Origin of the sequence: Hymenobacter saemangeumensis, assembly GCF_039541835.1 — a bacterium.
Taxonomy (GTDB): Bacteria; Bacteroidota; Bacteroidia; order Cytophagales; family Hymenobacteraceae; genus Hymenobacter; species Hymenobacter saemangeumensis.
The window spans coordinates 63,124-83,977 of sequence record NZ_BAABGZ010000029.1 but is presented as its reverse complement, the minus strand read 5'-3'; the positions used below and the strand labels follow the sequence as shown (position 1 = coordinate 83,977).

General features: G+C 61.0%; 18 protein-coding genes. 10 read left to right on the top strand and 8 right to left on the bottom strand.

Features of this window, described 5'->3' with window-relative positions; all coding sequences use genetic code 11:
* The first annotated feature begins 9 nt into the window (after positions 1–9).
* Positions 10–1,224 carry a type IX secretion system outer membrane channel protein PorV gene (gene porV / locus ABD919_RS13500; RefSeq protein WP_345236551.1) on the top strand — a complete coding sequence of 405 codons (1,215 nt, stop codon included), beginning with the start codon at positions 10–12 and terminating at the stop codon, positions 1,222–1,224.
* 177 nt (positions 1,225–1,401) lie between these two features.
* On the top strand, positions 1,402–2,697 hold the full coding sequence (locus ABD919_RS13495; RefSeq protein ID WP_345236550.1) for a M16 family metallopeptidase: 1,296 nt from the start codon (positions 1,402–1,404) through the stop codon (positions 2,695–2,697).
* Positions 2,698–2,755: 58 nt separating this feature from the next.
* Here the strand turns inward: ABD919_RS13495 and ABD919_RS13490 are convergent, their stop codons facing one another.
* Both ABD919_RS13490 and ABD919_RS13485 read right to left on the bottom strand, forming a co-directional pair.
* Positions 2,756–4,129, bottom strand: a complete 1,374-nt coding sequence (locus ABD919_RS13490; protein ID WP_345236549.1) for an NAD(P)/FAD-dependent oxidoreductase — start codon at positions 4,127–4,129, stop codon at positions 2,756–2,758.
* Between the two features lie 151 nt (positions 4,130–4,280).
* The gene (locus ABD919_RS13485; protein ID WP_345236548.1) at positions 4,281–4,970 is read right to left on the bottom strand and encodes a carboxypeptidase-like regulatory domain-containing protein; all 690 of its coding nucleotides are present in this window, start codon (positions 4,968–4,970) and stop codon (positions 4,281–4,283) included.
* Between the two features lie 100 nt (positions 4,971–5,070).
* Between ABD919_RS13485 and ABD919_RS13480 the strand changes: the two genes are divergently transcribed.
* The 8 genes from ABD919_RS13480 (at position 5,071) to mrdA (ending at position 13,750) form a co-directional block, all read left to right on the top strand.
* Positions 5,071–5,454 (top strand): metalloregulator ArsR/SmtB family transcription factor, encoded by a 384-nt coding sequence (locus ABD919_RS13480; RefSeq protein ID WP_345236547.1) that lies wholly within the window; start codon positions 5,071–5,073, stop codon positions 5,452–5,454.
* Positions 5,455–5,507: 53 nt separating this feature from the next.
* Positions 5,508–5,804: a (2Fe-2S) ferredoxin domain-containing protein gene (locus ABD919_RS13475; RefSeq protein ID WP_345236546.1), complete on the top strand. Its 297-nt coding sequence runs from the start codon at positions 5,508–5,510 to the stop codon at positions 5,802–5,804.
* 91 nt (positions 5,805–5,895) lie between these two features.
* A complete protein-coding gene (locus ABD919_RS13470; protein ID WP_345236545.1) occupies positions 5,896–7,107 on the top strand; it encodes a BamA/TamA family outer membrane protein in 1,212 nt (403 codons plus the stop codon).
* Between the two features lie 130 nt (positions 7,108–7,237).
* On the top strand, positions 7,238–8,773 hold the full coding sequence (gene purH, locus ABD919_RS13465) for a bifunctional phosphoribosylaminoimidazolecarboxamide formyltransferase/IMP cyclohydrolase (protein ID WP_345236544.1): 1,536 nt from the start codon (positions 7,238–7,240) through the stop codon (positions 8,771–8,773).
* 396 nt (positions 8,774–9,169) lie between these two features.
* Positions 9,170–10,195, top strand: coding sequence for a rod shape-determining protein (locus ABD919_RS13460; protein WP_345236543.1), 1,026 nt, complete (start codon positions 9,170–9,172; stop codon positions 10,193–10,195).
* A 186-nt stretch (positions 10,196–10,381) separates the two neighbouring features.
* Positions 10,382–11,242 carry a rod shape-determining protein MreC gene (gene mreC, locus ABD919_RS13455; RefSeq protein WP_345236542.1) on the top strand — a complete coding sequence of 287 codons (861 nt, stop codon included), beginning with the start codon at positions 10,382–10,384 and terminating at the stop codon, positions 11,240–11,242.
* A gap of 29 nt (positions 11,243–11,271) precedes the next feature.
* Positions 11,272–11,766 (top strand): hypothetical protein, encoded by a 495-nt coding sequence (locus ABD919_RS13450; RefSeq protein ID WP_345236541.1) that lies wholly within the window; start codon positions 11,272–11,274, stop codon positions 11,764–11,766.
* A 148-nt stretch (positions 11,767–11,914) separates the two neighbouring features.
* Positions 11,915–13,750, top strand: a complete 1,836-nt coding sequence (mrdA, locus tag ABD919_RS13445; protein ID WP_345236540.1) for a penicillin-binding protein 2 — start codon at positions 11,915–11,917, stop codon at positions 13,748–13,750.
* A 97-nt stretch (positions 13,751–13,847) separates the two neighbouring features.
* Here mrdA and ABD919_RS13440 read toward each other — a convergent pair whose 3' ends face one another.
* The 6 genes from ABD919_RS13440 to ABD919_RS13415 all read right to left on the bottom strand — a co-directional run bounded on the left by ABD919_RS13440 (position 13,848) and on the right by ABD919_RS13415 (position 20,839).
* Entirely contained in the window at positions 13,848–14,531 is a 684-nt protein-coding gene (locus ABD919_RS13440; protein ID WP_345236539.1) for a hypothetical protein, read from the bottom strand.
* Between the two features lie 177 nt (positions 14,532–14,708).
* Positions 14,709–14,888 (bottom strand): hypothetical protein, encoded by a 180-nt coding sequence (locus ABD919_RS13435; RefSeq protein WP_345236538.1) that lies wholly within the window; start codon positions 14,886–14,888, stop codon positions 14,709–14,711.
* 293 nt (positions 14,889–15,181) lie between these two features.
* Positions 15,182–16,582 carry an NADH-quinone oxidoreductase subunit N gene (locus tag ABD919_RS13430; RefSeq protein WP_345236537.1) on the bottom strand — a complete coding sequence of 467 codons (1,401 nt, stop codon included), beginning with the start codon at positions 16,580–16,582 and terminating at the stop codon, positions 15,182–15,184.
* A 123-nt stretch (positions 16,583–16,705) separates the two neighbouring features.
* Entirely contained in the window at positions 16,706–18,169 is a 1,464-nt protein-coding gene (locus ABD919_RS13425; RefSeq protein ID WP_345236536.1) for a complex I subunit 4 family protein, read from the bottom strand.
* 115 nt (positions 18,170–18,284) lie between these two features.
* On the bottom strand, positions 18,285–19,223 hold the full coding sequence (gene porN, locus ABD919_RS13420) for a type IX secretion system ring subunit PorN/GldN (RefSeq protein ID WP_345236535.1): 939 nt from the start codon (positions 19,221–19,223) through the stop codon (positions 18,285–18,287).
* A gap of 284 nt (positions 19,224–19,507) precedes the next feature.
* The gene (locus ABD919_RS13415; RefSeq protein WP_345236534.1) at positions 19,508–20,839 is read right to left on the bottom strand and encodes a serine hydrolase; all 1,332 of its coding nucleotides are present in this window, start codon (positions 20,837–20,839) and stop codon (positions 19,508–19,510) included.
* Positions 20,840–20,854: the final 15 nt, after the last annotated feature.

Sequence of the window (20,854 nt, the reverse complement as noted above, 5' to 3'; positions counted from 1 at the left end):
CCCTCCTCTATGCAGTTACCGTTTTCTTGTGTGCGTGTGGCAGTGTGCGCCGGCTTGTTGGCCGGAGCCGCCAGCGTTGAGGCCCAGACGATTACCACGGCCGTTCCTATTCTGACCCTCAGCCCCGACTCCCGCTCGGCGGCCCTGGGCGAGGCGGGAGTAGCTATTTCGCCCGACGCTAACTCGGCCTACTACAATGCCGGCAAGCTGGGCTTTGTGAATACCAAGTATAGCTTTTCGCCCTCCTACGCGCCCTGGCTGCGGAACGTAACCGACGACATGGGCCTGGCCTTTCTCTCGGGCTACGCCAAAGTAGGCACCCGCTCGGCCGTATCAGCCTCGCTGCTGTACTTCGACCTGGGCGAAATTCAGTACCGCAACGCCCAGAACATTGCCGGCCCCACCTTCAACCCCAAGGAATATGCCGTCACGGTTTCCTACGGGCAGAAGCTGACCGACAACTTCGGCGTGGGCGTCTCGGCCCGCTACATTCGCTCCAACCTCACCGGCAACTCCCTGGGCAACGACGCCCGCCCCGGCAACGCCGCAGCAGTTGACCTGGGTGCTTACTACTCCACCGAAACCACCATTGGCGCGGGCATTTACAACCTGGCTTTTGGTGGCTCTATTCTGAACATCGGCAACAAAATCACCTACACCGATGCCACCAACCCCAGCTTCCTGCCCACCACGCTGAAGCTCGGCACGGCCATCACGCGGGAGATTGACTCCTACAACAAGATTACGCTGGCCCTGGACGCCAGCAAGCTGCTGGTGCCTTCGCCCTACTACGAAGACAACTACAACCCCAACGACCAGGCCCAGGTGGCCCGCGTGAAGGCCCAGAACGACGAGCGCAACCGCAAGTCCATCGTCAGCGGCATCCTGGGCTCGTTCAGCGACGCCCCCGGCGGCTTCTCGGAGGAGCTGAAGGAGTTTAACCTCTCGGCGGGCCTGGAGTACACGTACAACGACCTGCTGATGGTGCGGGCGGGCTACTTCTACGAAGACCCCACCAAAGGCAACCGCCAGTACCTGAGCCTGGGCGCCGGCGTGCGCTACCAGGTGTTCGGCATCGACGGCGCCTACCTCGTGCCCAACTCCCAGGCCAACCCCCTGGCCCAGACCATCCGGGTGTCGCTGCACTTCAACTTCAACAAGCTGGCCGAAGCCTTTGATGAAAACGGCGCCGGCGGCACGGGCGGCGATGCGCCCACGAACTAATGTGCTGATTGTTTGATGTGCTGAAGAGCCGATTCTTTAATTGGTGATTCCCGTAAAAACTAAAAGGCAAGAAGGAAAGCCAGCCGCTTTCCTTCTTGCCTTTTACTGTAAAGCACATCAGGAATAATCAGCATATCAGCACATCAATCAATTAGCACATCAACTACTAACCCCAACATGCTTGACCGTACCGTTGCTCCTCCTGTTCAGCCGCTGGCCCGCGTTACCCTGCCCACGGCCGACGTGCATTCGCTGCCGGGCGGCGCCCGCCTGCACGTGCTGGCCAACGATGCCCAGCCGGTAGTGCGCCTGCAGGTGGTATTCCGGGCGGGCAAAACGGTAGAGACCCGGCCCGGTCTGGCCATGCTTACGGCCCGCATGCTGCTGGAAGGCACTACTACCCGTACTGCCCGGCAGATTGCCGACGAGATGGCGTTCTACGGCGCCTCGCTGGAGTGCGACGCCGGCCTGGACCGCTCCACGCTGACGCTCTACTGCCTTACGCGCTACCTGCCGGCGCTGCTGCCGCTCGTAACCGACGTCATCTGCAACCCGGCCTTCCCGGAGGCTGAGCTGAGCCAGCTCAAGACCCGCACCGTTCAGAACGTGCGCGTGGAGCGTCAGAAAACCAGCTACCTGGCCTCGGAGCGGTTCAATGAAATGATATTCGGGGCCGACACGCCTTATGGCCGGCCCTTCGATGCCGACGCCTTTCAGGTCCTGACTGCGGAGGAAGCCGCGGCTTTTCACCGGCAGGCCTATGCTTATGGCAATGCCGAGGTGTTCCTCTGCGGCGACGTAGCCGGGCAGCACCAGCTGGTGGCCGAGGCGTTTACGCAGGCAGGCCAGGCGGGAGGGCCGCCGCTGGCCGACAGCGCCACGCAGATTCAGCAGCAGCTGGCCGCGTATGCACCGGCGCCGACCGACCACCTGCCTGTAGCTGGCAGCCTGCAGGCCTCGCTGCGCATGGGCCGCCCCTGGCCCGGCCCTCACCACCCCGACACCCACCGGCTGCAGCTGCTGGTGAAGGTGCTGGGCGGCTACTTCGGCTCCCGCCTGATGAAAAACATCCGGGAAGACAAAGGCCTGACGTATGGCATCTACGCCAGCGTGGCCCCGCGCGAGCACGGCACTTCCCTGGTTATTGGCACCGACGTAAAGGGCGACCAGGCCGGCTTTGCCATCAGCGAGGTGGAGTACGAGCTACGCCGCTTGCAGGAAGAGCTGATTCCGGCCGAAGAGCTGGAGACCGTGAAAAGCTACCTGCTGGGCAAGTTCGCCAACGAGCTGTCCACCGTGTTTGAGCAGTGCGACAAGTACAAAACCCTGATTTTCCTGGGCCTGCCTGCCGATTACTACGACAACTTCCTGCACCACACCGAGAGTGCCGACTCCGAAACCCTGCGCCGCCTCGCCCAGGAGTACCTCAGCCCTGGTCAGCTGCAAACCGTGGTGGCCGGCCCGGGAAAATAATGAAGTGATGAGGTGATGAGGTGAAATGTGCATTTTACCTCATCACCTCATCACCCCACTAAGCCGGGGTTTGAATGGCCGGTGGCGTTGGATTGTATTCCGGCGTTGCGGTGCGGTGCTCGGCCGACTTCTTGCCTTTGTCGTCCTTCAAATCCTTGCGGCTGAAGGGGCGGATGATAAGGCGCAGGGCCTGGTCGGAGCTGAAGTAGCTGAAGGCCCAGTCGACCAGCGCTACTACCTTGTTGCGGAAGCCGACCAGCGTCATCAGGTGCACGAACAGCCAGGTGAGCCAGCCGAAGAAGCCGTTGAAATGCACATTCTTGGGCAGGTCGACCACTGCCTTGTTGCGGCTCACAATGGCCATAGAGCCTTTATTGAGGTACTTGAAGTCGACCGGTGTCTCACCGCGCAGGATGCGCTGCAGGTTGTCGGCCAAGTGGTCGGCCTGCTGCTGGGCCACGGGAGCCAGCATGGGCATGCCACGGGGCATGTCTTCGGTCACCATGTTGGCCACGTCGCCGATGGCGAAGATGTTGTCGAAGCCTTCCACCCGGTTCCACTGGTTCACGCTGATGCGCTTGTTGCGGGTCACCACTTCGGCCGGCAGGCCCGGCACCTCGGCGCCGTTCACGCCGGCCGCCCATACCAGGTTTTCGCTGGGAATGAACTCGGTATCGGAATAGTAGGCCCGGCAGTCCTCAAACCGCTTGATGGAGGTGTTGAGCAGCACTTTTACGCCCAGCTCGTTCATGTAGCGCAGCGCATCTTGCTGGGAGGCCTCCGACATGGGCCCCAGCAGGGCCGGCCCGGCCTCCACCAGGAAAATCTGCATGGCCGACAGGTCCAGCTCGGGGTAGTCTTTGGGCAGCACGTGGCGGCGCATCTCGGCCAGGGAGCCGCTGATTTCCACGCCGGTGGGGCCGCCCCCCACCACCACAATATTCATCAGGGCCTGCTTTTCCGCAGGGTTTTCGGTGAGCAGGGCCTTCTCGAAGTTCTGGAAGATAAAGCTGCGCAGGTTCAGAGCATTCGGAATGCTCTTGATTTGCATGGCGTTGCGCTCGATGCTTTCCAGCCCGAAGAAGTTGGTGAGCGAGCCCGTGGCCAGCACCAGGTAGTCGTAGCGGATGTCGCCCACGCTGGTATGCACCATGTTGCTGGCCGGGCTGATGTGCTGCACGTCGGCCATGCGGTAGAAGAAGTTCTTCTGGCCGGTAAAAATCTTGCGGATGGGATAGGCGATGCTGTCGGCTTCCAGGGCTCCGGTGGCTACCTGGTACAGCAGGGGCTGGAAGTTGTGGTAGTTATTGCGGTCGATAACTACCACTTGCACGGGCGCCTTGCGCAGGGCTTTGGCCAGTCGCAGGCCCCCAAAACCGCAGCCAATGATAACAACACGCGGTTGCGTCGAAGCAGGAAGATTGGTATCCATTCAGAGAAAAGCAAGGTCAAACCATTACTTAACCTGAAATGCCGGGCCAGGGTTGCCTGTTGAGTTATGAATTGTGAGTTCTAAGTTCTGAGTTGGCAAGACCAGAATCCACTGGTCAATAACTCATAATTCATAACTCATAACTCCCTACCTAGTAGTCCACGCCTTCCTTTTTCTTGAACTCGCCTTTCTTCACCTGCTGAATCAGCTGCAGCCAGCTGAAGGGGTTGAGCAGGGGGTTGTTGGAGTACTGGTTGGGGGCCATGCCCATACGGCGGTCGTGGTCGAGCTGCTGCTGCGACATGGTGTTGCGGTAGTTTGCCACCGCGCCCATGGGCTGGGTGTTGAAGATGCGGCGCATCAGCTGCTCGTTGAGGTTGTCGGCGGCGCTGGAGCCGCGCTCCTTGGGCAGGTTGAGGGCCAGGAAAGCCCGCTTAAACTCCTTCTCGGTGCTGTAGGGAAACACCCGCACTTCGGGCAGAATGGTAGCATCTTCCTGCAGCTGCACAATCACCGAATAGCTCTGGCGCTGGTAGTCGGCCGGGATAATGACCGTCTGGTTGGCGTAGCCCAGCGAGCGGATTACGATGCTGTCGCCGGCCAGCACGGCCAGCGAAAAGTAGCCGTAGGCGTTGGTAGCCGTGCCCCGGCCCGCTTTGGGCACGTACACCGTGGCCCCGGGCACGCCCAGCAGGCTGTCGCCGCTGGCTACAATGCCCGTGAACTGCACCACCCTGCGCTTGCCCTGGGCCCGGGCTTCGGGCGCCGCCGTAAGCAGCAGGCCGAGCAGAAGCAAGGCAAACAAGTAAGGAAAGCGGCGTAGCTGAAACAGGCAGGACATAGGCACGGGCGATGTATGCAAAGATAAGGAACAGGCTCCGGGGCTGCCCTTACCTTTGAAGGCAGGGAAAGTCCGGCGAATGCCCGCTTCCAGACAGCAGATGCGATTAAAACATTTCACGGTTGCTTTCGGGCAGCAACTTTTTAAAGCCCTGGGCGATGAAAGCCGCGTGCGCATTCTGCACTTGCTGCTGCGCAACCAGGAAATGGTGGTGGCCGACCTGGAGCAAGTGCTTGATTTCACCCAAACCAAAACCTCCCGGCAATTATCCTACCTGAAAAATGTAGGATTGGTGAACGTGCGCCGGCTCGACAACTGGATGTTTTATTCCCTCAAAGAAGAGATGCTCGACCTGCTGCAACAGCTGCTTGGCTTCATGGAAAAAGATGCCCAGCTGCTGCGCGACCAGCAAGTGTACAAAACGCTGTGGTCGAATCGGGAGCTGGCTGCGTATAAGCTGCAAAACCGCCACTGGCAGGGTTGAGCTTAGTTAGCCCCGCTCGCGCACAAAGCTTCAGCCATCGCACCTACTACCTTATGAAAAGTGACCACCGCCTGTTCGTTTGCACCAACCAGAAATCGGGGGTAGGAGAGGAGGTAGCCAAGGCATTAAAGAAAGAGCTCAAGGCTCAGGGATTGAAGAAGGCTGCCCGCGTGCAGACATGTAATTGCCTGGACGTGTGCAAGAACTGCAAAAAGGGCCCTGGGGCCGCGCTGCTCATGCACCCCGATGGCACCTGGTATGGCAACGTGCGGCCCGGCGATGCGGCCGAGCTGGTGCGTAGTCATTTTGAGCGCGGTGTTGTTCTTTCTCGTCTTGAGCTGAACAAATAATAATCTTTGTCGCTAGTTATAAGCCGCAACGGCGCGTTAACCGCCCGCCAGGGATTTCCGTTTTAGCACCAATTTTTCCCTTCCTTCGCTCATGCGTTTTTTTTCCGCGGCTCTCCTTTTTCTCGGACTCAGCTTTGCCGCCACGGCTCAGCCGATGGCTTCCATTGAACCACTGCCAGCTGCCGAGCCAGCGCCGCCCACCGGGGCCGCGCCCCTGGGCCTGAAAGCCGATAAGCCGCCCCGGCGGTTTTCCATCTTGCCCGTTCCCGTGCTGTTTTACCAGGCCGAAACCGGGCTGGGCTACGGCCTGGGCGGCTTGCTCAGCGGCAAGTTCGGCGACGACACCACCACCCGGGCCTCCAACATCCGCGCCCAGTTCTGGACCACGCAAAAGAAGCAGTCGCTGCTGCAGCTGGTGCATACCGTGTTCACCCCCGGCGAAAAGTATTACCTCAACGGCGAAATCAGCGCCTACGACATCCTGCTGTTTTACTATGGCACCGGCAACAACACCCGCAGCCAGGACGAGTCCTCACAGGCCTACAAGCTGCTGATATTTAATCAGCGCGTGCAGAAGCAGCTGGCCAACAAGCTGTTTGGCGGGGTGATGTACCGCTACACCCGGGTGAAGGACATCAAGGCCGAAGGCTTCACCGAAGGCGGGGCACCCAACATCTTCCTGACCGACCCCCGCGTGAGCCCGGCCGAGCGGCAAGACCACCAGACCTCCCTGCTGGGCCCGGTGCTGACCTACGACACCCGCGACAACGTGCTGTCGACCTTCACCGGCAGCTACCTCGACGTTAGCGCCATGTTGGGCGGCCTGGGCCTGGGCTCCGACTACCGGTTTGCGCGCTACCAGGTAGATGCCCGGCACTTCCGGCCGCTACTGGGCTCCAACAAAACCATTCTGGCCCTGCAGGCCGTGGGGCAGTTCCACACCGGCGACGTGCCTTTCCGCGAGCTGGCCGGCATCGGCGCCAACTTTGGCGGTACCCTGTACAACAACGCCAACATCATGCGCGGCATCTACGAGCAGCGCTTCCGCGACCGGCAGATGGCCGCGGTGCAGGCCGAAGTGCGCCGCAAGCTGATTGGCCGCGTCGACGCGGCCGTGTTTGGCGCGGCCGGGCAGACCGGCTACAAGGTAACCGACTTCGATGCCAGCGGCATGAAGTACGCCGGGGGCGCCGGCCTGCGCTTCAACTTCATCCGCCGCGACCGGGTGAACCTGCGCCTGGACTACGCCGCGGGTTCAGGCGGCTTCTCAGGCTTGTACTTCTTTATTGGCGAGGCATTTTAAGCCCTCTCATGCTGTGGCAACGCGTATATAGGCGCTTGGTAATAATTCGGTAACATGGATTGGCCGGCGCTGCCGAGGTCCTGTCCTTACCTTTGCGGCGGCAATTTTGCCCTGCTTTTTCCTGGTGTTTATGTCGTCCCGTCCCGTTCGTGCCGCGTTGCTATCCGTGTACCATAAAGACCGGCTGGCGCCGCTGGTGCAGCTGCTGCGGCAGCACGGCGTGACGCTCTACTCCACCGGCGGCACCCAGAAGTTCCTGGAAGAAGAAGGGGCCGAAGTGGTAGCCGTGGAAAGCCTGACGGGCTTCCCCGAAGTATTTGGCGGCCGGGTAAAGACCCTGCACCCCAAGGTGTTTGGCGGCATCCTGCACCGCCGCCACGAGGCGGCCGACCTGGCCGAGGCCGAAAGCCACGACATTCCGCCCATCGACCTGGTGGTGGTGGATTTGTACCCGTTTGAGGAAACCGTGGCCAGTGGCGCCGCCGAGGCCGACGTCATCGAAAAGATTGACATCGGCGGCATCTCCCTGCTGCGCGCCGCCGCCAAAAACTACCGCGACGTGCTGGTAGTGAGCAGCCGCGAGCAGTACGCCGCCGTGACCGAGCTGCTGGAAGCCAAGAACGGCAGCACCGACCTCGAAGACCGCCGCCAGTATGCCGCCGCGGCCTTCGCTGCTACCTCGCACTACGACACCGAGATTTTCCGCTACCTGAGCCAGGGCACGGCCATGGCGGGTGCCGCGCTGCGCCTTAGCGAGGGGCCGGCCACGCCGCTGCGCTACGGCGAAAACCCCCACCAGGCCGGCACGTTCTACGGCGACCTGGCGGCCCTGTTCGATCAGCTGCACGGCAAGCAGCTCAGCTACAACAACCTGGTGGATGTGGACGCCGCCGTGGCCCTGATGGCCGAATTCACCGATGGTGAGCCGGCCTGCGCCATCCTCAAGCACACCAATGCCTGCGGCGTGGCCCAGGCGCCCACCCTGCGCAACGCCTACCTGAACGCCCTGAGCTGCGACCCCACCTCGGCCTTTGGTGGCGTCATCATCGTGAACAAGGAAGTGGACGCCGACACGGCCGCGGAGCTCAACCAGCTGTTTTTTGAGGTGCTGATTGCGCCCGGCTTTGCCGCCGAGGCCCTGCCCGTGCTGCAAAGCAAGAAAAACCGCATCCTGCTCCGGCAGAAGCCGGTGGCATTTCCCGCCAAGCAGGTTAAAACCCTGCTCAACGGCATCATCGAGCAGGATGCTGACCGGCAGGTGGAGCTGGCCGCCGACTTCAGAACGGTGACGCAGTCGGCCCCGACCGAGGAAGAAGTGAAGGCCCTGGAGTTTGCCGGCAAAATCTGCAAGCACACCAAGAGCAACACCATTGTGCTGGCCCGGGCCGGGCAGCTGCTGGCTTCCGGCGTGGGGCAGACCTCCCGCGTAGATGCCCTGCGGCAGGCCATTGAGAAGGCCCGCAGCTTTGGCTTCGACTTAAAAGGCGCGGTAATGGCCTCCGACGCCTTCTTCCCCTTCCCCGACTGCGTGGAGATTGCCGGCGCTGCCGGCATCCGCGCCGTGGTGCAGCCCGGCGGCTCAATTAAAGACGCCGACAGCATCAAAGCCGCCGACGAGCTGGGCATGGCCATGGTGCTGACCGGCGTGCGCCACTTCAAGCACTAAGGTTGATGTGCTGATTTTTTGATATGCTGATGTGCTTGCGATGAGGTGATGAGGTAATAGAGTGATGAAGGGCGTACAGGGTCTGTCATTGCGAGGACAAAGGACGAAGCAATCCGTCCTGTTCTCAGCGACCTGCCTGCTAATGTGAAAAGCCCCACCGCCAGAACGGCAGTGGGGCTTTTGTATGTCTGGGCTTATCTGATTTCTGAGTGCTAGTGGAAGGATTGGCTACGCCGAACTGCGTTTGCATCGCCGCGCTCGCAATGACACGTATCATTTGCTCCCTGCTCTACGGCCCCCAAATGTTATATCGCGTCTCCGCGCAATCCTTCCGTACCTTTGCGCATTATTCTGCGCCGCCCACCACGGCGCATCAGCTATTAATTTTCTAACCCTATGGGTTTCTTCAATTTCCTGACCAGCGACATCGCCATCGACCTGGGCACGGCCAATACCCTCATCATTCACAACGACAAAATCGTGGTGGACGAGCCGAGCATCATTGCCAAGGACCGCACCACCAACAAGGTCATTGCGGTGGGCCGGCAGGCCCAGCAGATGCACGAGAAGACGCACGACAACATCCGCACCATCCGGCCCCTGAAAGACGGCGTAATTGCCGACTTCCACGCCGCCGAGGAGATGATAAAGGGCATGATTAAGATGATTGACACGCGCACGCGGCTGTTTCAGCCCTCGCACCGCATGGTCATCTGCATTCCCTCGGGCATTACGGAAGTAGAGAAGCGCGCCGTGCGTGACTCCGCCGAGCACGCCGGGGCCAAGGAGGTCTGGATGATTCAGGAGCCCATGGCCGCGGCCATCGGCATCGGCATCGACGTGGAGCAGCCCGTGGGCTCGATGATAATCGACATCGGCGGCGGTACCACCGAAATTGCGGTTATCGCCCTGTCGGGCATTGTGTGCGACCAGTCCATCAAAACCGCCGGCGACGTGTTCAACCAGGACATCCTCGACTACATGCGCCGGCAGCACAACCTGCTCATCGGCGAGCGCAGCGCCGAGCGCATCAAGATTGAGGTGGGCGCGGCCCTGACCGAGCTGGACTCGCCCCCCGCCGACCACGAGGTGCGCGGCCGCGACCTGATGACGGGCATTCCCAAGGTGATTAAGGTGACTTTCTCGGAAATCGCCATTGCCCTGGACAAGTCGGTGGCCAAGATTGAGGAAGCCGTGCTCAAGGCCCTGGAAATCTCGCCGCCCGAGCTGTCGGCCGACATCTACGAAAACGGCATTCACCTCACCGGCGGCGGCGCCCTGCTACGCGGCCTCGACAAGCGCCTGGCGGCCAAAACCAAGCTGCCCATTCACATTGCCGAAGACCCGCTGCGCGCCGTGGTGCGCGGCACCGGCAAGGCCATCAAAGACATTCAGGCATTTAAAGGCGTACTGCTGACGTAACTTAATTAAGAATTAAGAATTAAAAATTAAAAATGCCATTGCCGGTTTCGTGTCTGTGGGCGGCAGCCCTTTTTAATTCTTAATTTTTAATTTTTAATTCAACCTCCCGTGCGGAACCTCTTCCTCTTTCTTTTTCGCTTTCGCGGGGCGTTGGTATTCGGTATACTGCAGGTTATCAGTCTTTACTTGTTTATTACAAACAGCTCCTACCAGCGGGCTGCCTTTTTTAACTCGGCCAATACCTATGCCGGGGAGGTGCTGGCCCGGCGCACCCAGGTGGCCGACTACTTCCGGCTGGCGGAGCTGAACGAGGAGCTGGCTGCTGAGAATGCCGCCCTGCGGCAGCAGCTGTTTCCGCCCGACACCGCCCACCGGCTGGCCGATTCGGTGGCTATTCCACCGGCCCGGCAGGATACGCTGAAGCGAATTCGCTGGGTGGGCCCGGCTACCCGGCCCGACACCCTTATTCTGGGCCTGCAGAAGCTGCCGGCCCGCGACCCCAGCTACCCCCTTATTCCGGCCCGGGTAATCAACAACACGTTACGCAACGTTGATAATTACCTGACCCTGAACATAGGCAGCCGCAACGGCGTGCAGCCTGGGCAGGGGGTGGTGGCCGCGGCCGGGGTGGTAGGCCGGGTGAAAGTGGTAAGCGAGCACTACGCTACGGTCACCAGCCTGCTCCATTCCAAAACCACCATTGCCTCGAAGATTAAGCGCGATGGCACCTTTGGCACGGTGCGCTGGCTCGGCGACGACCCCACGCACGCGGTGCTGGACAACGTGCTGCGCGAAACCAAGCTGGTGAAGGGCGACACGGTGGTGACTTCGGGCTACAACGCGGTGTTCCCGGAGGGCTTGTTCATCGGCACCATTACGTCCTTCGTCAAGGAGCCGGACAAAAATTTCTGGACGGTGCGGGTGCGGCTGGGGGTAGACTTCAGCAAGCTTACTTACGTGTATGTGGTAAGCAGCCGACCCAAGGCCGAGCGCGATACCGTGGAAGCGCGGGCAGGATTTAAGCCAGGAGGGGAGGGCAAGCCATGAGGGCAGTAGTGTTTTTGCTGGTGCAGCTGGTGCGTTTCGCCCTTTACGCGGCGGTGCACGTGCTGCTTATCAGCCGGCTGGTGCTCTTTGAGCTGGGCTGGTGCTTTTTCTACCTGGGCTTTCTGTTGTTTTTGCCCATCGGCACGCCCATCGTGCTGCTGCTGCTGCTCTCGTTTGCCATGGGCCTGACCATGGACATCTTCTACGACACCGGCGGCCTGCATGCCATGGCGGCGGTGCTACTGGGCTACCTGCGCCCCTGGGTGCTGCGCCTGCTCACCCCCCGCGACGGCTACGATGCGGCCGACTCGGTGAACGTGCACCTGATGGGCTGGCAGTGGTTTAGCGTGTACCTGACGCTGCTGGTGTTCATCCACCACACCGCGTTTTTTATTCTGGAGCTGGGCAGCTTCCGCCACCTGGGCCAGACGCTGGGTAAGATTTTCGCCAGCTCACTGTTTACCGGGTTGGCCCTGCTTATTGTGCAGCTGCTGTTCTTTCCCGTGCGCCGCGGAAGGAAGTGAAGGGAATTATGAGTTATGAGTTATGAGTTATAGATGGGCTTACTCCCGGCTTACAAGGTAGCCGCGATGCAACTTGTGCTGGCATGCGCCTCTGGCTCCGGCTTGAAAGAAAATAACTCATAACTCATAATTCATAACTCCCCAAACAATGCAGTACCTGGAAGGCCGGAAATACGTTGTGCAGGGCATCTTTCTGGCCATTGCGCTGCTGTACATGACCCGCCTGTTTTTCATGCAGGTGCTGGACGGAACCTATAAGCTGGCCGCCGACCGCAACACGCTGCAGCGCCTGGTGCAGATTCCGTACCGCGGCCTCATCTACGACCGCAAAAACCAGCTGCTGGTGCAAAACACGCCGGTGTACGACATCATGGTGGTGCCCCGCGAAGTGAAGCAGCTGGACTCACTGGCCTTGTGCGAGCTCCTGCAAATCCCGCTGGAAAACCTGCGGGCCAGCCTGGTAGCGGCCAAGAAATACTCACGCACCAAGCCCTCGCCGGTGCTGCAAAACCTGACCACGCCCGACCTGGCGGCCATTCAGGACCGGCTCAGCGACTTTTCGGGTTTCTACCCGCGGACGCGCATGGCCCGGGCCTACCGCACCCCCAACATGGCCCACGCCCTGGGCTACGTGGGCGCCATTACGCCGGCCTTCCTCGAAAAGCCCAAGTACGCCAAGTACCAGCCTGGCGAAAACATCGGCATCTCGGGCCTGGAGGCCTTTTATGAGTCGACGCTTATGGGCCGCCGCGGGGTGCAGTACAAGATGGTGAACGTGCGCGGTATTGAGAAGGGCGCCTTCCGCGGCGGCGAGTTCGACACGCTGTCGGTGGCCGGGCAGGACCTGCACCTGAGCGTCGACTCGGAGCTGCAGGCCTACGGTGAGAAGCTGCTGGCCGGCCGCCGCGGCTCCATCGTGGCCCTGGACCCCAAGACCGGCGAGGTGCTGGCCTTTGTGTCGGCCCCGCACTACAACCCCAACCTACTCACGGGCAAGGGCTCCGGCAACCGCTACATGGCCCTGCTCAACGACCCCAACCAGCCGCTGTTCGACCGGCCCATTATGGCCACCTACCCGCCGGGCTCGGTGTTTAAGCTGGTAAACGAGCTGGTGGCCCTGCAGCTGGGGGTAGTCACGCCCAACACCTCGTTTGAGTGCAACTGGAAGCTGGTGCGCTGCACCCACCGCCACGAGCCGCCCGTAAACGTGAACATCGCCATCAAGCAGAGCTGCAACCCCTACTTCTACCAGGTGATGCAGGCCGCCGTGCTGCGCAAGCAGTCGCCCAACAAGTACGAGGACGCCCGCATCGGGCTGGGGCAGTGGCAGAAGATGGTGAAGTCGTTTGGCCTGGGTGAGCGCCTGGGCGTGGACATGGCCCAGGAAAAGCGGGGCCTGATTCCTTCCCCTGAGTACTACGACAAGCGCAAGGGCTACCACAAGTGGCGCTACCGCACGGTGTACTCGCTCAGCATCGGGCAGGGTGAAATCGGTATCACCGGCCTGCAGATGGCCAACCTGATGGCCACCATTGCCAACCGCGGCTGGTACTACACGCCGCATTTTGTGCGCGGCATCGGCAACGGCGGGCCGCTGCCGCAGTTTCGCGTAAAGCACTACACGGCAGTGGATACCACGCTGTTTAAGTACATTATCCCCGGCATGCGGGATGTGGTAGATGGGCGCGGCGGTACGGCCGAGTTTGCTTCTTTGGCCCAATACGGCATTGCCGTGGCGGGCAAAACCGGTACCGTGCAAAACCCGCACGGCGAAGACCACGCCACCTTCGCCGCCTTCGCCCCGGCCGAAGACCCCAAAATTGCCATTGCTGTGTTTATCGAAAACGCCGGCTTTGGGGGTATTTCAGCCGCGCCGGCCGCGGGCCTGATGATTGAAAAATACCTGCGCGGCAAGGTAGCCCCCCACCGCAAGCGCTGGGAAGACTGGGTTATGTTCGGCGACTTTACCAAGCGGCGCCATTAATCGGGGCTGGGTATCAGCGGCGAAACACAGTGAAGCCCCGCAACGCAAGTGGCGGGGCTTCTTTTTTGTGATAAGACTACCGCGAAAGGAGCCGGTGCTACTGTCCGGGATTTACCTCAAACGTAAGGCGGTGGAATTGCTCACCCTGCAGCGTCAGGCCGATAATGCCTTTGTCGGGCGATACCAGCAGCTCGCGCAGCACGCCCCCGTCGGGCATCAGGGTGGTTTCCTCCAGCTTGAAGACGTACACAGGCTCGCCTGCGGTTTTACGAATTTCAGCCAGCGTCACGTCGAAGTAGCTGGGGCCATACGAGTCGTCGCCGGTCCAGGTGTAGCAGCGCCATTTTTGCCCGGTGGTGGCGTCGAACTTCAACAGCGGGCTTTCGGACTGCCCGTTGGTGTATTGGGCGCGCAAGGCCTTGAGCCTGGCCGGTGCCAGGCTGTCGCCGGCCATGAACAGGGCCAGCACTTCCGAGCCTTTGCGGCGCACGTTGAAGAAGGGCATGGGCAGGCCTTTGGCGTTTTTGAAAGCGTAAAAAAAGCTGATGTACTGCGTGCCGTTCACCAGCTCCGGGCGCTGCGTCAGGGTAAGGGCAGGGTAGGTGCGCTTGTCTTTGAGCGAAACGCCCGGGCCGGCCACGAGGTGGTACTGGGTGGTGGTGCCCATTTTCGGAAACACCAGGCTTTTTTGCGCCTGCGTGGGAAGCGCCCCCAGCAGCAGGATGGCGAACAGAGAAGTCAATAGCCCGGCACGTTGGGCCGGCGAAGTAAAGGGTATCATGCACGAAAGGTACAACCCGCAGCAGCTTCGCCCGCCTGGGAGCCAACGGTATAAGGCAAGTGGCCACCTGGTTAAGGGAGGCAATACCCGGCTGCCGCTGGCTGCTGAGCCATCCGGTCATCTACCCATGCAAAGAAAAAACGACCGCGGGGGTGCGGTCGTTTTTTCTTTGCGAGCTTAAAGGCTAATCCAGGCGCGGCCGGTACGGGGCGGAGCCTGAGTTTCGGTACTAAACACCGGGCACAGCTTGCTGGGAGCCGGCACATGAATGGGCGCCATGCCGGGCTGCTCCTTGCGCGGTTTCGTCGGATAGGCCCGCTGCGGCGAGCTGCTGGGGGAGAGGGGGCTGAGAGTCATAGCACAAGGATTAAGGAAGAAAACTGGCGGCTGATACGGCAGTGATAACAAGGAAGTTGTACGGAAGGCCAGCTATTTTTCCGCCGACCCTGCGAGGACATCAACTTATGCCTGGCATATTCCGCCTAGAATGCCGTGGCCAGGCATTGCATGGCTGCAATGCCCTTTAGAACAACACTGCGAAACACTGCGCAAACCACTGCGAAGCACTGCGTGAAATTGCGTCAGGCCTCTAACCGCAGACAATAAAAAAGGCGACCCGCAGGCCGCCTTTCAAAATGGGTTGAGCACCACTACAGAATGCCGCCCAGCAGGCCCGGCAATACGCCCAGCACTACCGTAATTAAAGCCAGCAGCACCAGCGTGAAGCGCTGGGTGCCATCTACCACGATGGGTGCGGCATCTTCCGGGGCGGGCTGCAGGTACATGGCAATAACCGGGCGCAGGTAGTAGTAGATGCCCACCATACTCATCACCACGGCAAACACCACCAGGCCGATGTAGCCCTGGTCGGCGGCGGCTACGAAAATCATGAACTTGCCGAAGAAGCCGCCCGTGAGCGGGATGCCGGCCAGGGAAAGCATGGCCACCGTCATCACAAAGGCCAGCAGGGGGTTGGTGCGGGCCAGGCCGTTGAGGCCGGCGTAGTCTTCGCGCCCGCGCTGCTCGGCTACCAGCTTCAGCACACCAAAAGCGGCGATGGTGGCTACCGAGTAAGCCAGGGAGTAGTAGAACAGGCCATCGGCGGCCGGGCCGGTGAGCGTGCCGTTGGTAGCCACCAGGCCAATGAGCAGGTAGCCCGCGTGGCTCACGCTGGAGTAGGCGAGCATGCGCTTGGCACTGCCCTGGGCGGCGGCACCCACGTTGCCGAGCAGCAGCGTGAGGGCGCACATGGCCTGAATGGTAGGCATCCAGAAGCCCTGGGCGGCAGGCAGTGCCAGCACCAGCAGCTTGAGGAAGGCCGCAAAGCCAGCCGTCTTCACTACGGTGCTCATGAAGGCCGCGAAGAAGGTGGGCGTGCCTTCGTACACGTCGGGCGTCCAGAAGTGGAAGGGGGCGGCCGACACCTTGAAGCCGATGCCGATAATCATGAGCAGGATGCCGATGTGCAGCATGGGCAGCAGGCTGGCATTGGCCGGCGTGGCAATGGCCGTGTTCAGCTGCGAGAGGGTGAAGGTGCCCGTGGCTCCATACAGCAGGGCCATGCCGAACAGCAGGATGCCCGTGGCAAACGCTCCCATGAGGAAGTACTTCAGGGCGGCTTCGTTGGAGCGCACGTTGCGCTTATCGGCCCCGGCCAGCACGTACATGCTCACGCTCAGAATCTCAATACCCACAAACAGCATGAGCAGGTGGTCGAAGCCTATCATCATGATGGCGCCCACCAGCGAGAACAGCAGCAGGGCATAGTACTCGGCCAGGTTGGGCTCGTTGGCCGCGATGTAGCTGCGCGAGAAAGGCAGCAGTAGAATGGTTGTAACCAGCACGATGCCGGTAAAGGCCACGGTGTAGTTGTCCACCACCAGCATGCTGTTGTGAAACACCTGCGTGCCCTGGTTCCAGTCGGCCAGGTTGGTCCCGAACACCGCCAGCAGCAGCAGGATGGCTCCCGGCAGCAGCATCCGGTTGGAGCGCATGAAGCCCAGGAACAGGTTCAGAATACCGAAAACGGAGAGAAGAATGATTGAGGTCATATCAGTTGTTAGTGCTCGGTGCTTGGTGCTCAGTGCTTAGTGGCAGGGTGGCCTGAAGCGCGGTTACTCAGAAGAAATACTCAGAAGCTGAGCACCAAGCACTAAGCACCGGGCACTAAAGAGTTACCGTCCAATCAAAGTCAGCAGGTTCATCACCGCCGGCTCGGAAATGTGCAGGAAAGAGTTGGGGAACAAGCCAATCCAGAACACCAGCGCGATGAGCGGCACCATCAGGGCCAGCTCGCCGCCGCTGAGGTCGGTGATGGTTTCGGAGTAGGCCGAATCGGGGCCCAGCATGGTGCGCTGGAACATGCGCAGCAGGTACACGGCCGAGAAGATGATGGTGAGGCCCGCTACGGCCCCCAGCCACATGTTGTACTGGTACAGGCCGGCCAGCAGCAGGAACTCGCCCACGAAGCCGGCTGTGAGGGGCAGGGCCACGGTGCTGAGCAGCATCACCAGGAAGCACACCGTGAGCACGGGCGTGCGGCGCGTGAGGCCGCCCAGGTCGGCCACGTTGCGGGTGCCGGTGCGGCGCTCAATGGCGTCGGCGATGAAAAACATGCCCACCACGTTCACGCCGTGGGCCAGCATCTGCACCACCGTGCCCTGCAGGCCCATGGTGTTGAGCGAGAACAGGCCCGCCGCCATCAGGCCCACGTGCGACAGCGAAGAGTAGGCAATAAGCCGCTTCACGTCGCGCTGACGGATGGCAATGATGGCGCCGTAAATCACGCCGATTACCGACAGGATAATCACCGGCTTCTGCCACTGGCTCACGCCCAGGGGCACTACGGGCAGCAGCCAGCGCATGGTGCCGTAGATGCCCATTTTCAGCATGATGCCCGAGAGCAGCATGGTGGCCGGGGTAGGCGACTCGGTGTAGGTATCGGGCTGCCAGGTGTGGAAGGGGAAGATGGGCATCTTCACGGCGAAGGCCGCGAAAATCAGCCAGAACAGCCAGCTCTGCTCGGCGGCGCTTAGCGTGAGGCCGTAGAACGCCTGCAGGTCGGCCGAGTGGGCGGCCCCGCCGGCCGGGCCGGTTTGCAGGTAGAGGTACACGAAGCCGGCCAGCATGAACAGCGAGCCGATGATGGTGTACAGGAAAAACTTAAACGTAATCTGGATGCGGCGCTCGCTGTTGCCCCACACGCCGGCCAGGAAGTAAATCGGAATCAGGGCCACTTCCCAGAAGAAGTAGAACAGAAAGGCGTCGAGCGAAGTGAATACGCCGATAAGGCCGGTTTGCATGAACAGCACCAGGGCGTAGAAGGCCGAGGGGTTGCGGTAGTCGTGCTTGAAGGCCGTGAGCAGCACGATGGGCACCAGGAAAGTGGTGAGCAGCACCAGCAGCAGGCTCAGCCCGTCCATGCCTACATGGAAGCTGATGCCAGCCGACGGAATCCAGGCATAGTTGAGGTCAAAGGCCGCGGGGCCCTGCACTTTATAGGAAACGGCGGCGTAAGCGGCGAGGCCAAATTCGGCCAGGGAAGCCCCCAGGGCCAGGGCCCGGGCGGTGCCTCCTTTGGTGAAGTGAAGCAGCAGCGCGGCGGCCAGGGGGAGGAAAAGCAGTAAAGCAGTCAGCATGAACGAGCGGGTTGGGCGCGTTGCGGGAGAAAGAACAGGCCCGCGAATTGGCTGCAAACTTACGCACTACCGGGTAAGGCACCGAAACCAAAGTGCAATTACTATGCGAGAGCAATCAAAAGCTCCAGAGGTTATACTCGTACTCCAGCATCTCGCTTGTCTGTTTGGATGCTGCCTTCAGGCTTTGGCTGCCGTAGCCAGCCAGCTCATCAAAGCGCTGGTTATAGGGGTTGGAAATTTTGGTGACGTAGGAGCTGAACAGCCGCAGGGCGAAGGCATCGGCCAGATTATGGCTGGCGGCCTCGTTCTGGGTGTTGAACCAGACGGCCGTTTCGGGATTGGCGCGAAACACCCTTACCACGTCGCTGTACCGGAACGAAGCAACCGGCCTTTCGATGCCGGCGATATTAGTGGGCAAAGCTGCCGGCACGTGCAGGGTAAGGGATTTGATTTCGTAGGTCATGCGCGACTGGCGCTTGTCGAAGATGGCGTCTTCCCGTAGCTCCAGCTCGTATAAATCTTTGTAGCGGTACTCATAAAGGTTCTGTTCCGGCGCCTCGTAGCCAGAAAATAACACAACTTCCATTATAACCTGTCCATTTGAGTCTTTCACCGGCCGGCCGCGGCTGTCGAGCCTGGGTTGGGCTTTTCGGCTGCCATCATCGGAAATACCCCATCGCCCGAAGCTGGTATTGCCGGGTGTAGTGCTGCTAATAGGCGTTTGGGGCAGGTAGTCTTCATCGTAGAACCGCTCTTCGGCATACGACATGTTCCGCACTACTTGCCTGGGCGTTAGCGTCCGCTGCAGGGAGTCGTTTTCATAAGCCATTAGCTCGCCGCGCTTGACGGCTTCGATAAGAATCCTGGAAATTTCCTGGCCAGAGGCAAACATGGGCTTGTTTTGCTTCTCGCGCAGGTCCAGCTGCCGCCAGATGGTCTTGCGGAAGAGCTGGTCGGATTTCGCAACAGTCCGGCCCGGGCCGTTAGAAGTATTGTACGACTCCTGGGCGCTGGCAGTAAGCGCCAGCAGCAGGCCGGCAGCGATTGCAGACAAGGTGGATGTGGGGTTCATGGGCAAGCGCCGGGGTTCGTTGATGGGAAGAAAGGAGCTACAAGCAGGCAACGCTCAGGTTAAGGCGCTGCCACTTACTTCATTCGTAAAGCTGGCTAAAAAATGCGAAAAGGCAATGCAAAGGCCGGCAGGCCTGGGGAAAAGACTTTTCGCTTGGCTAAACGAGTGAAAAGCAGTGTTCAGTATGTGCCGGGCAGAATACAGTAGTGGCCTGATACCAGCCGCCTGGCTCCATTCCCCGCCCTGTTCGCGGGCCCCGCCCGGCGCTACTGCCGCGCTACCCGCTGGCTGGCCCGCACCTGGTGGTTGGCATCGAGCCACTGCACGGTGTAGAGGCCCGGAGCTAGGGCTGCGAGGGAAAGCAGCGTTTCAGGGCCGGCAACTGCCTCCTGCCGGGCTACGCGGCCCAGGCCATCGAGCAGACGTATGGACGTGCTGCTGCCGTTTGGCTGGCGAAGCGTCAGCTGGTCGGCGGCCGGATTGGGAAAAGCAGCAAAGCCGGCCGGGCTGCTGCTGCGGGTGGCCGTTGGGCGGCACATGGCGGCCATGATGCGCGTCCAGAGCTCGTTATCGAAGGACGAGACGGCGGCCGTGCGCGCGCCGGCCGAGTTGCCCTGGCGCACCACTACCAGGCCCAGGCTGGGCACCACGTAGATTTTCTGGTCGTTTTTGCCCAGGGCCGCAATCAGGTCGGCGGGAGCGGCGGGAATGAGGGAGCCCGGAAAAACCGTTTGCTGAGGTCCCGGCAGCATGTAGCTGCTCTGGCCGTTCAGCCACCAGAGGTAGCCGTAGCTGCGGTTCATGGTCTGGGAGGGCATGGTCATGGCCTGGAAGTAAGCCTGGTCGGTGAGGATAGGCGTGCCGTTCCAGGTCCCCCGGGCCAGAATGAACAGGCCGAAGCGGGCCATGTCGCGGGCGCGGCTGTAGAATACGTAGTTGTACCAGAAACCTGCCATGCCAATGCGCTGCCCCAGGCGCTGGTTGGTGTAGCGGGTAAAGCTGACCGAGCTGGTGGCGCGGGTTACGACATCTTCCAGTATGTGGTAGGGGCCGGTGTGGTAAGCCCAGCGGCTGCCCGGCGTGGTGAGGTAGCGCAGGCAGGCGGGAGTGCTGCTTTCGTTGTCGCAGGGTGCCGGCGGCGTATCATCAAGGCCGGTGGTCATCTTAAGCTGGTCGCGCAACAGCAGGAGCCGCTCCTGGGCGGCCGTGGTGCTGGTCCAGCCCCGGCCCACGTAGCGCGAGGCGCTGTCGTTGATGGACAGCAGGCCATCCTGCTGGGCCAGGCCTACCATGGTGGCAGTAAGAGACTTCCCGGCTGAGGCCCAGTAATGAATGGAGTCGGCGGTGTAGGTGCCGTAGTAGCGCTCCACCACAATGCGACCATCTTTAAGCATGAGGAAAGCATCGGTCCGTTTGCGGCCTACGAAGGCCAGCAGGGAGTCGAGCTGGGGCTGGCACCAGCCCAGGCTGGCCGGGGTAGTAGTTGCCCAGGCGGTTCCGGTAAGGGGCGGAAAGTATATGGCCGGCGTCTGGGCCCCTACCCGGGAGCTCATCAGCGCGAGCGTGACGAAAAGAAGGAGCCGTAAAAAAGGGGGCATAAAAACGGAGCTTAA

What these genes read in the sequence shown, in the direction of transcription:
- ABD919_RS13440 (WP_345236539.1), bottom strand. Translation starts at nt 14,531, where the DNA reads ATGATACCCTTTACTTCGCCGGCCCAACGTGCCGGGCTATTGACTTCT.
- ABD919_RS13425 (WP_345236536.1), bottom strand. Translation starts at nt 18,169, where the DNA reads ATGCTGACTGCTTTACTGCTTTTCCTCCCCCTGGCCGCCGCGCTGCTG.
- ABD919_RS13475 (WP_345236546.1), top strand. Translation starts at nt 5,508, where the DNA reads ATGAAAAGTGACCACCGCCTGTTCGTTTGCACCAACCAGAAATCGGGG.
- ABD919_RS13430 (WP_345236537.1), bottom strand. Translation starts at nt 16,582, where the DNA reads ATGACCTCAATCATTCTTCTCTCCGTTTTCGGTATTCTGAACCTGTTC.
- ABD919_RS13415 (WP_345236534.1), bottom strand. Translation starts at nt 20,839, where the DNA reads ATGCCCCCTTTTTTACGGCTCCTTCTTTTCGTCACGCTCGCGCTGATG.
- ABD919_RS13485 (WP_345236548.1), bottom strand. Translation starts at nt 4,970, where the DNA reads ATGTCCTGCCTGTTTCAGCTACGCCGCTTTCCTTACTTGTTTGCCTTG.
- ABD919_RS13470 (WP_345236545.1), top strand. Translation starts at nt 5,896, where the DNA reads ATGCGTTTTTTTTCCGCGGCTCTCCTTTTTCTCGGACTCAGCTTTGCC.
- ABD919_RS13460 (WP_345236543.1), top strand. Translation starts at nt 9,170, where the DNA reads ATGGGTTTCTTCAATTTCCTGACCAGCGACATCGCCATCGACCTGGGC.
- mrdA (WP_345236540.1), top strand. Translation starts at nt 11,915, where the DNA reads ATGCAGTACCTGGAAGGCCGGAAATACGTTGTGCAGGGCATCTTTCTG.
- porV (WP_345236551.1), top strand. Translation starts at nt 10, where the DNA reads ATGCAGTTACCGTTTTCTTGTGTGCGTGTGGCAGTGTGCGCCGGCTTG.
- ABD919_RS13480 (WP_345236547.1), top strand. Translation starts at nt 5,071, where the DNA reads ATGCGATTAAAACATTTCACGGTTGCTTTCGGGCAGCAACTTTTTAAA.
- ABD919_RS13435 (WP_345236538.1), bottom strand. Translation starts at nt 14,888, where the DNA reads ATGACTCTCAGCCCCCTCTCCCCCAGCAGCTCGCCGCAGCGGGCCTAT.
- ABD919_RS13495 (WP_345236550.1), top strand. Translation starts at nt 1,402, where the DNA reads ATGCTTGACCGTACCGTTGCTCCTCCTGTTCAGCCGCTGGCCCGCGTT.
- purH (WP_345236544.1), top strand. Translation starts at nt 7,238, where the DNA reads ATGTCGTCCCGTCCCGTTCGTGCCGCGTTGCTATCCGTGTACCATAAA.
- ABD919_RS13490 (WP_345236549.1), bottom strand. Translation starts at nt 4,129, where the DNA reads ATGGATACCAATCTTCCTGCTTCGACGCAACCGCGTGTTGTTATCATT.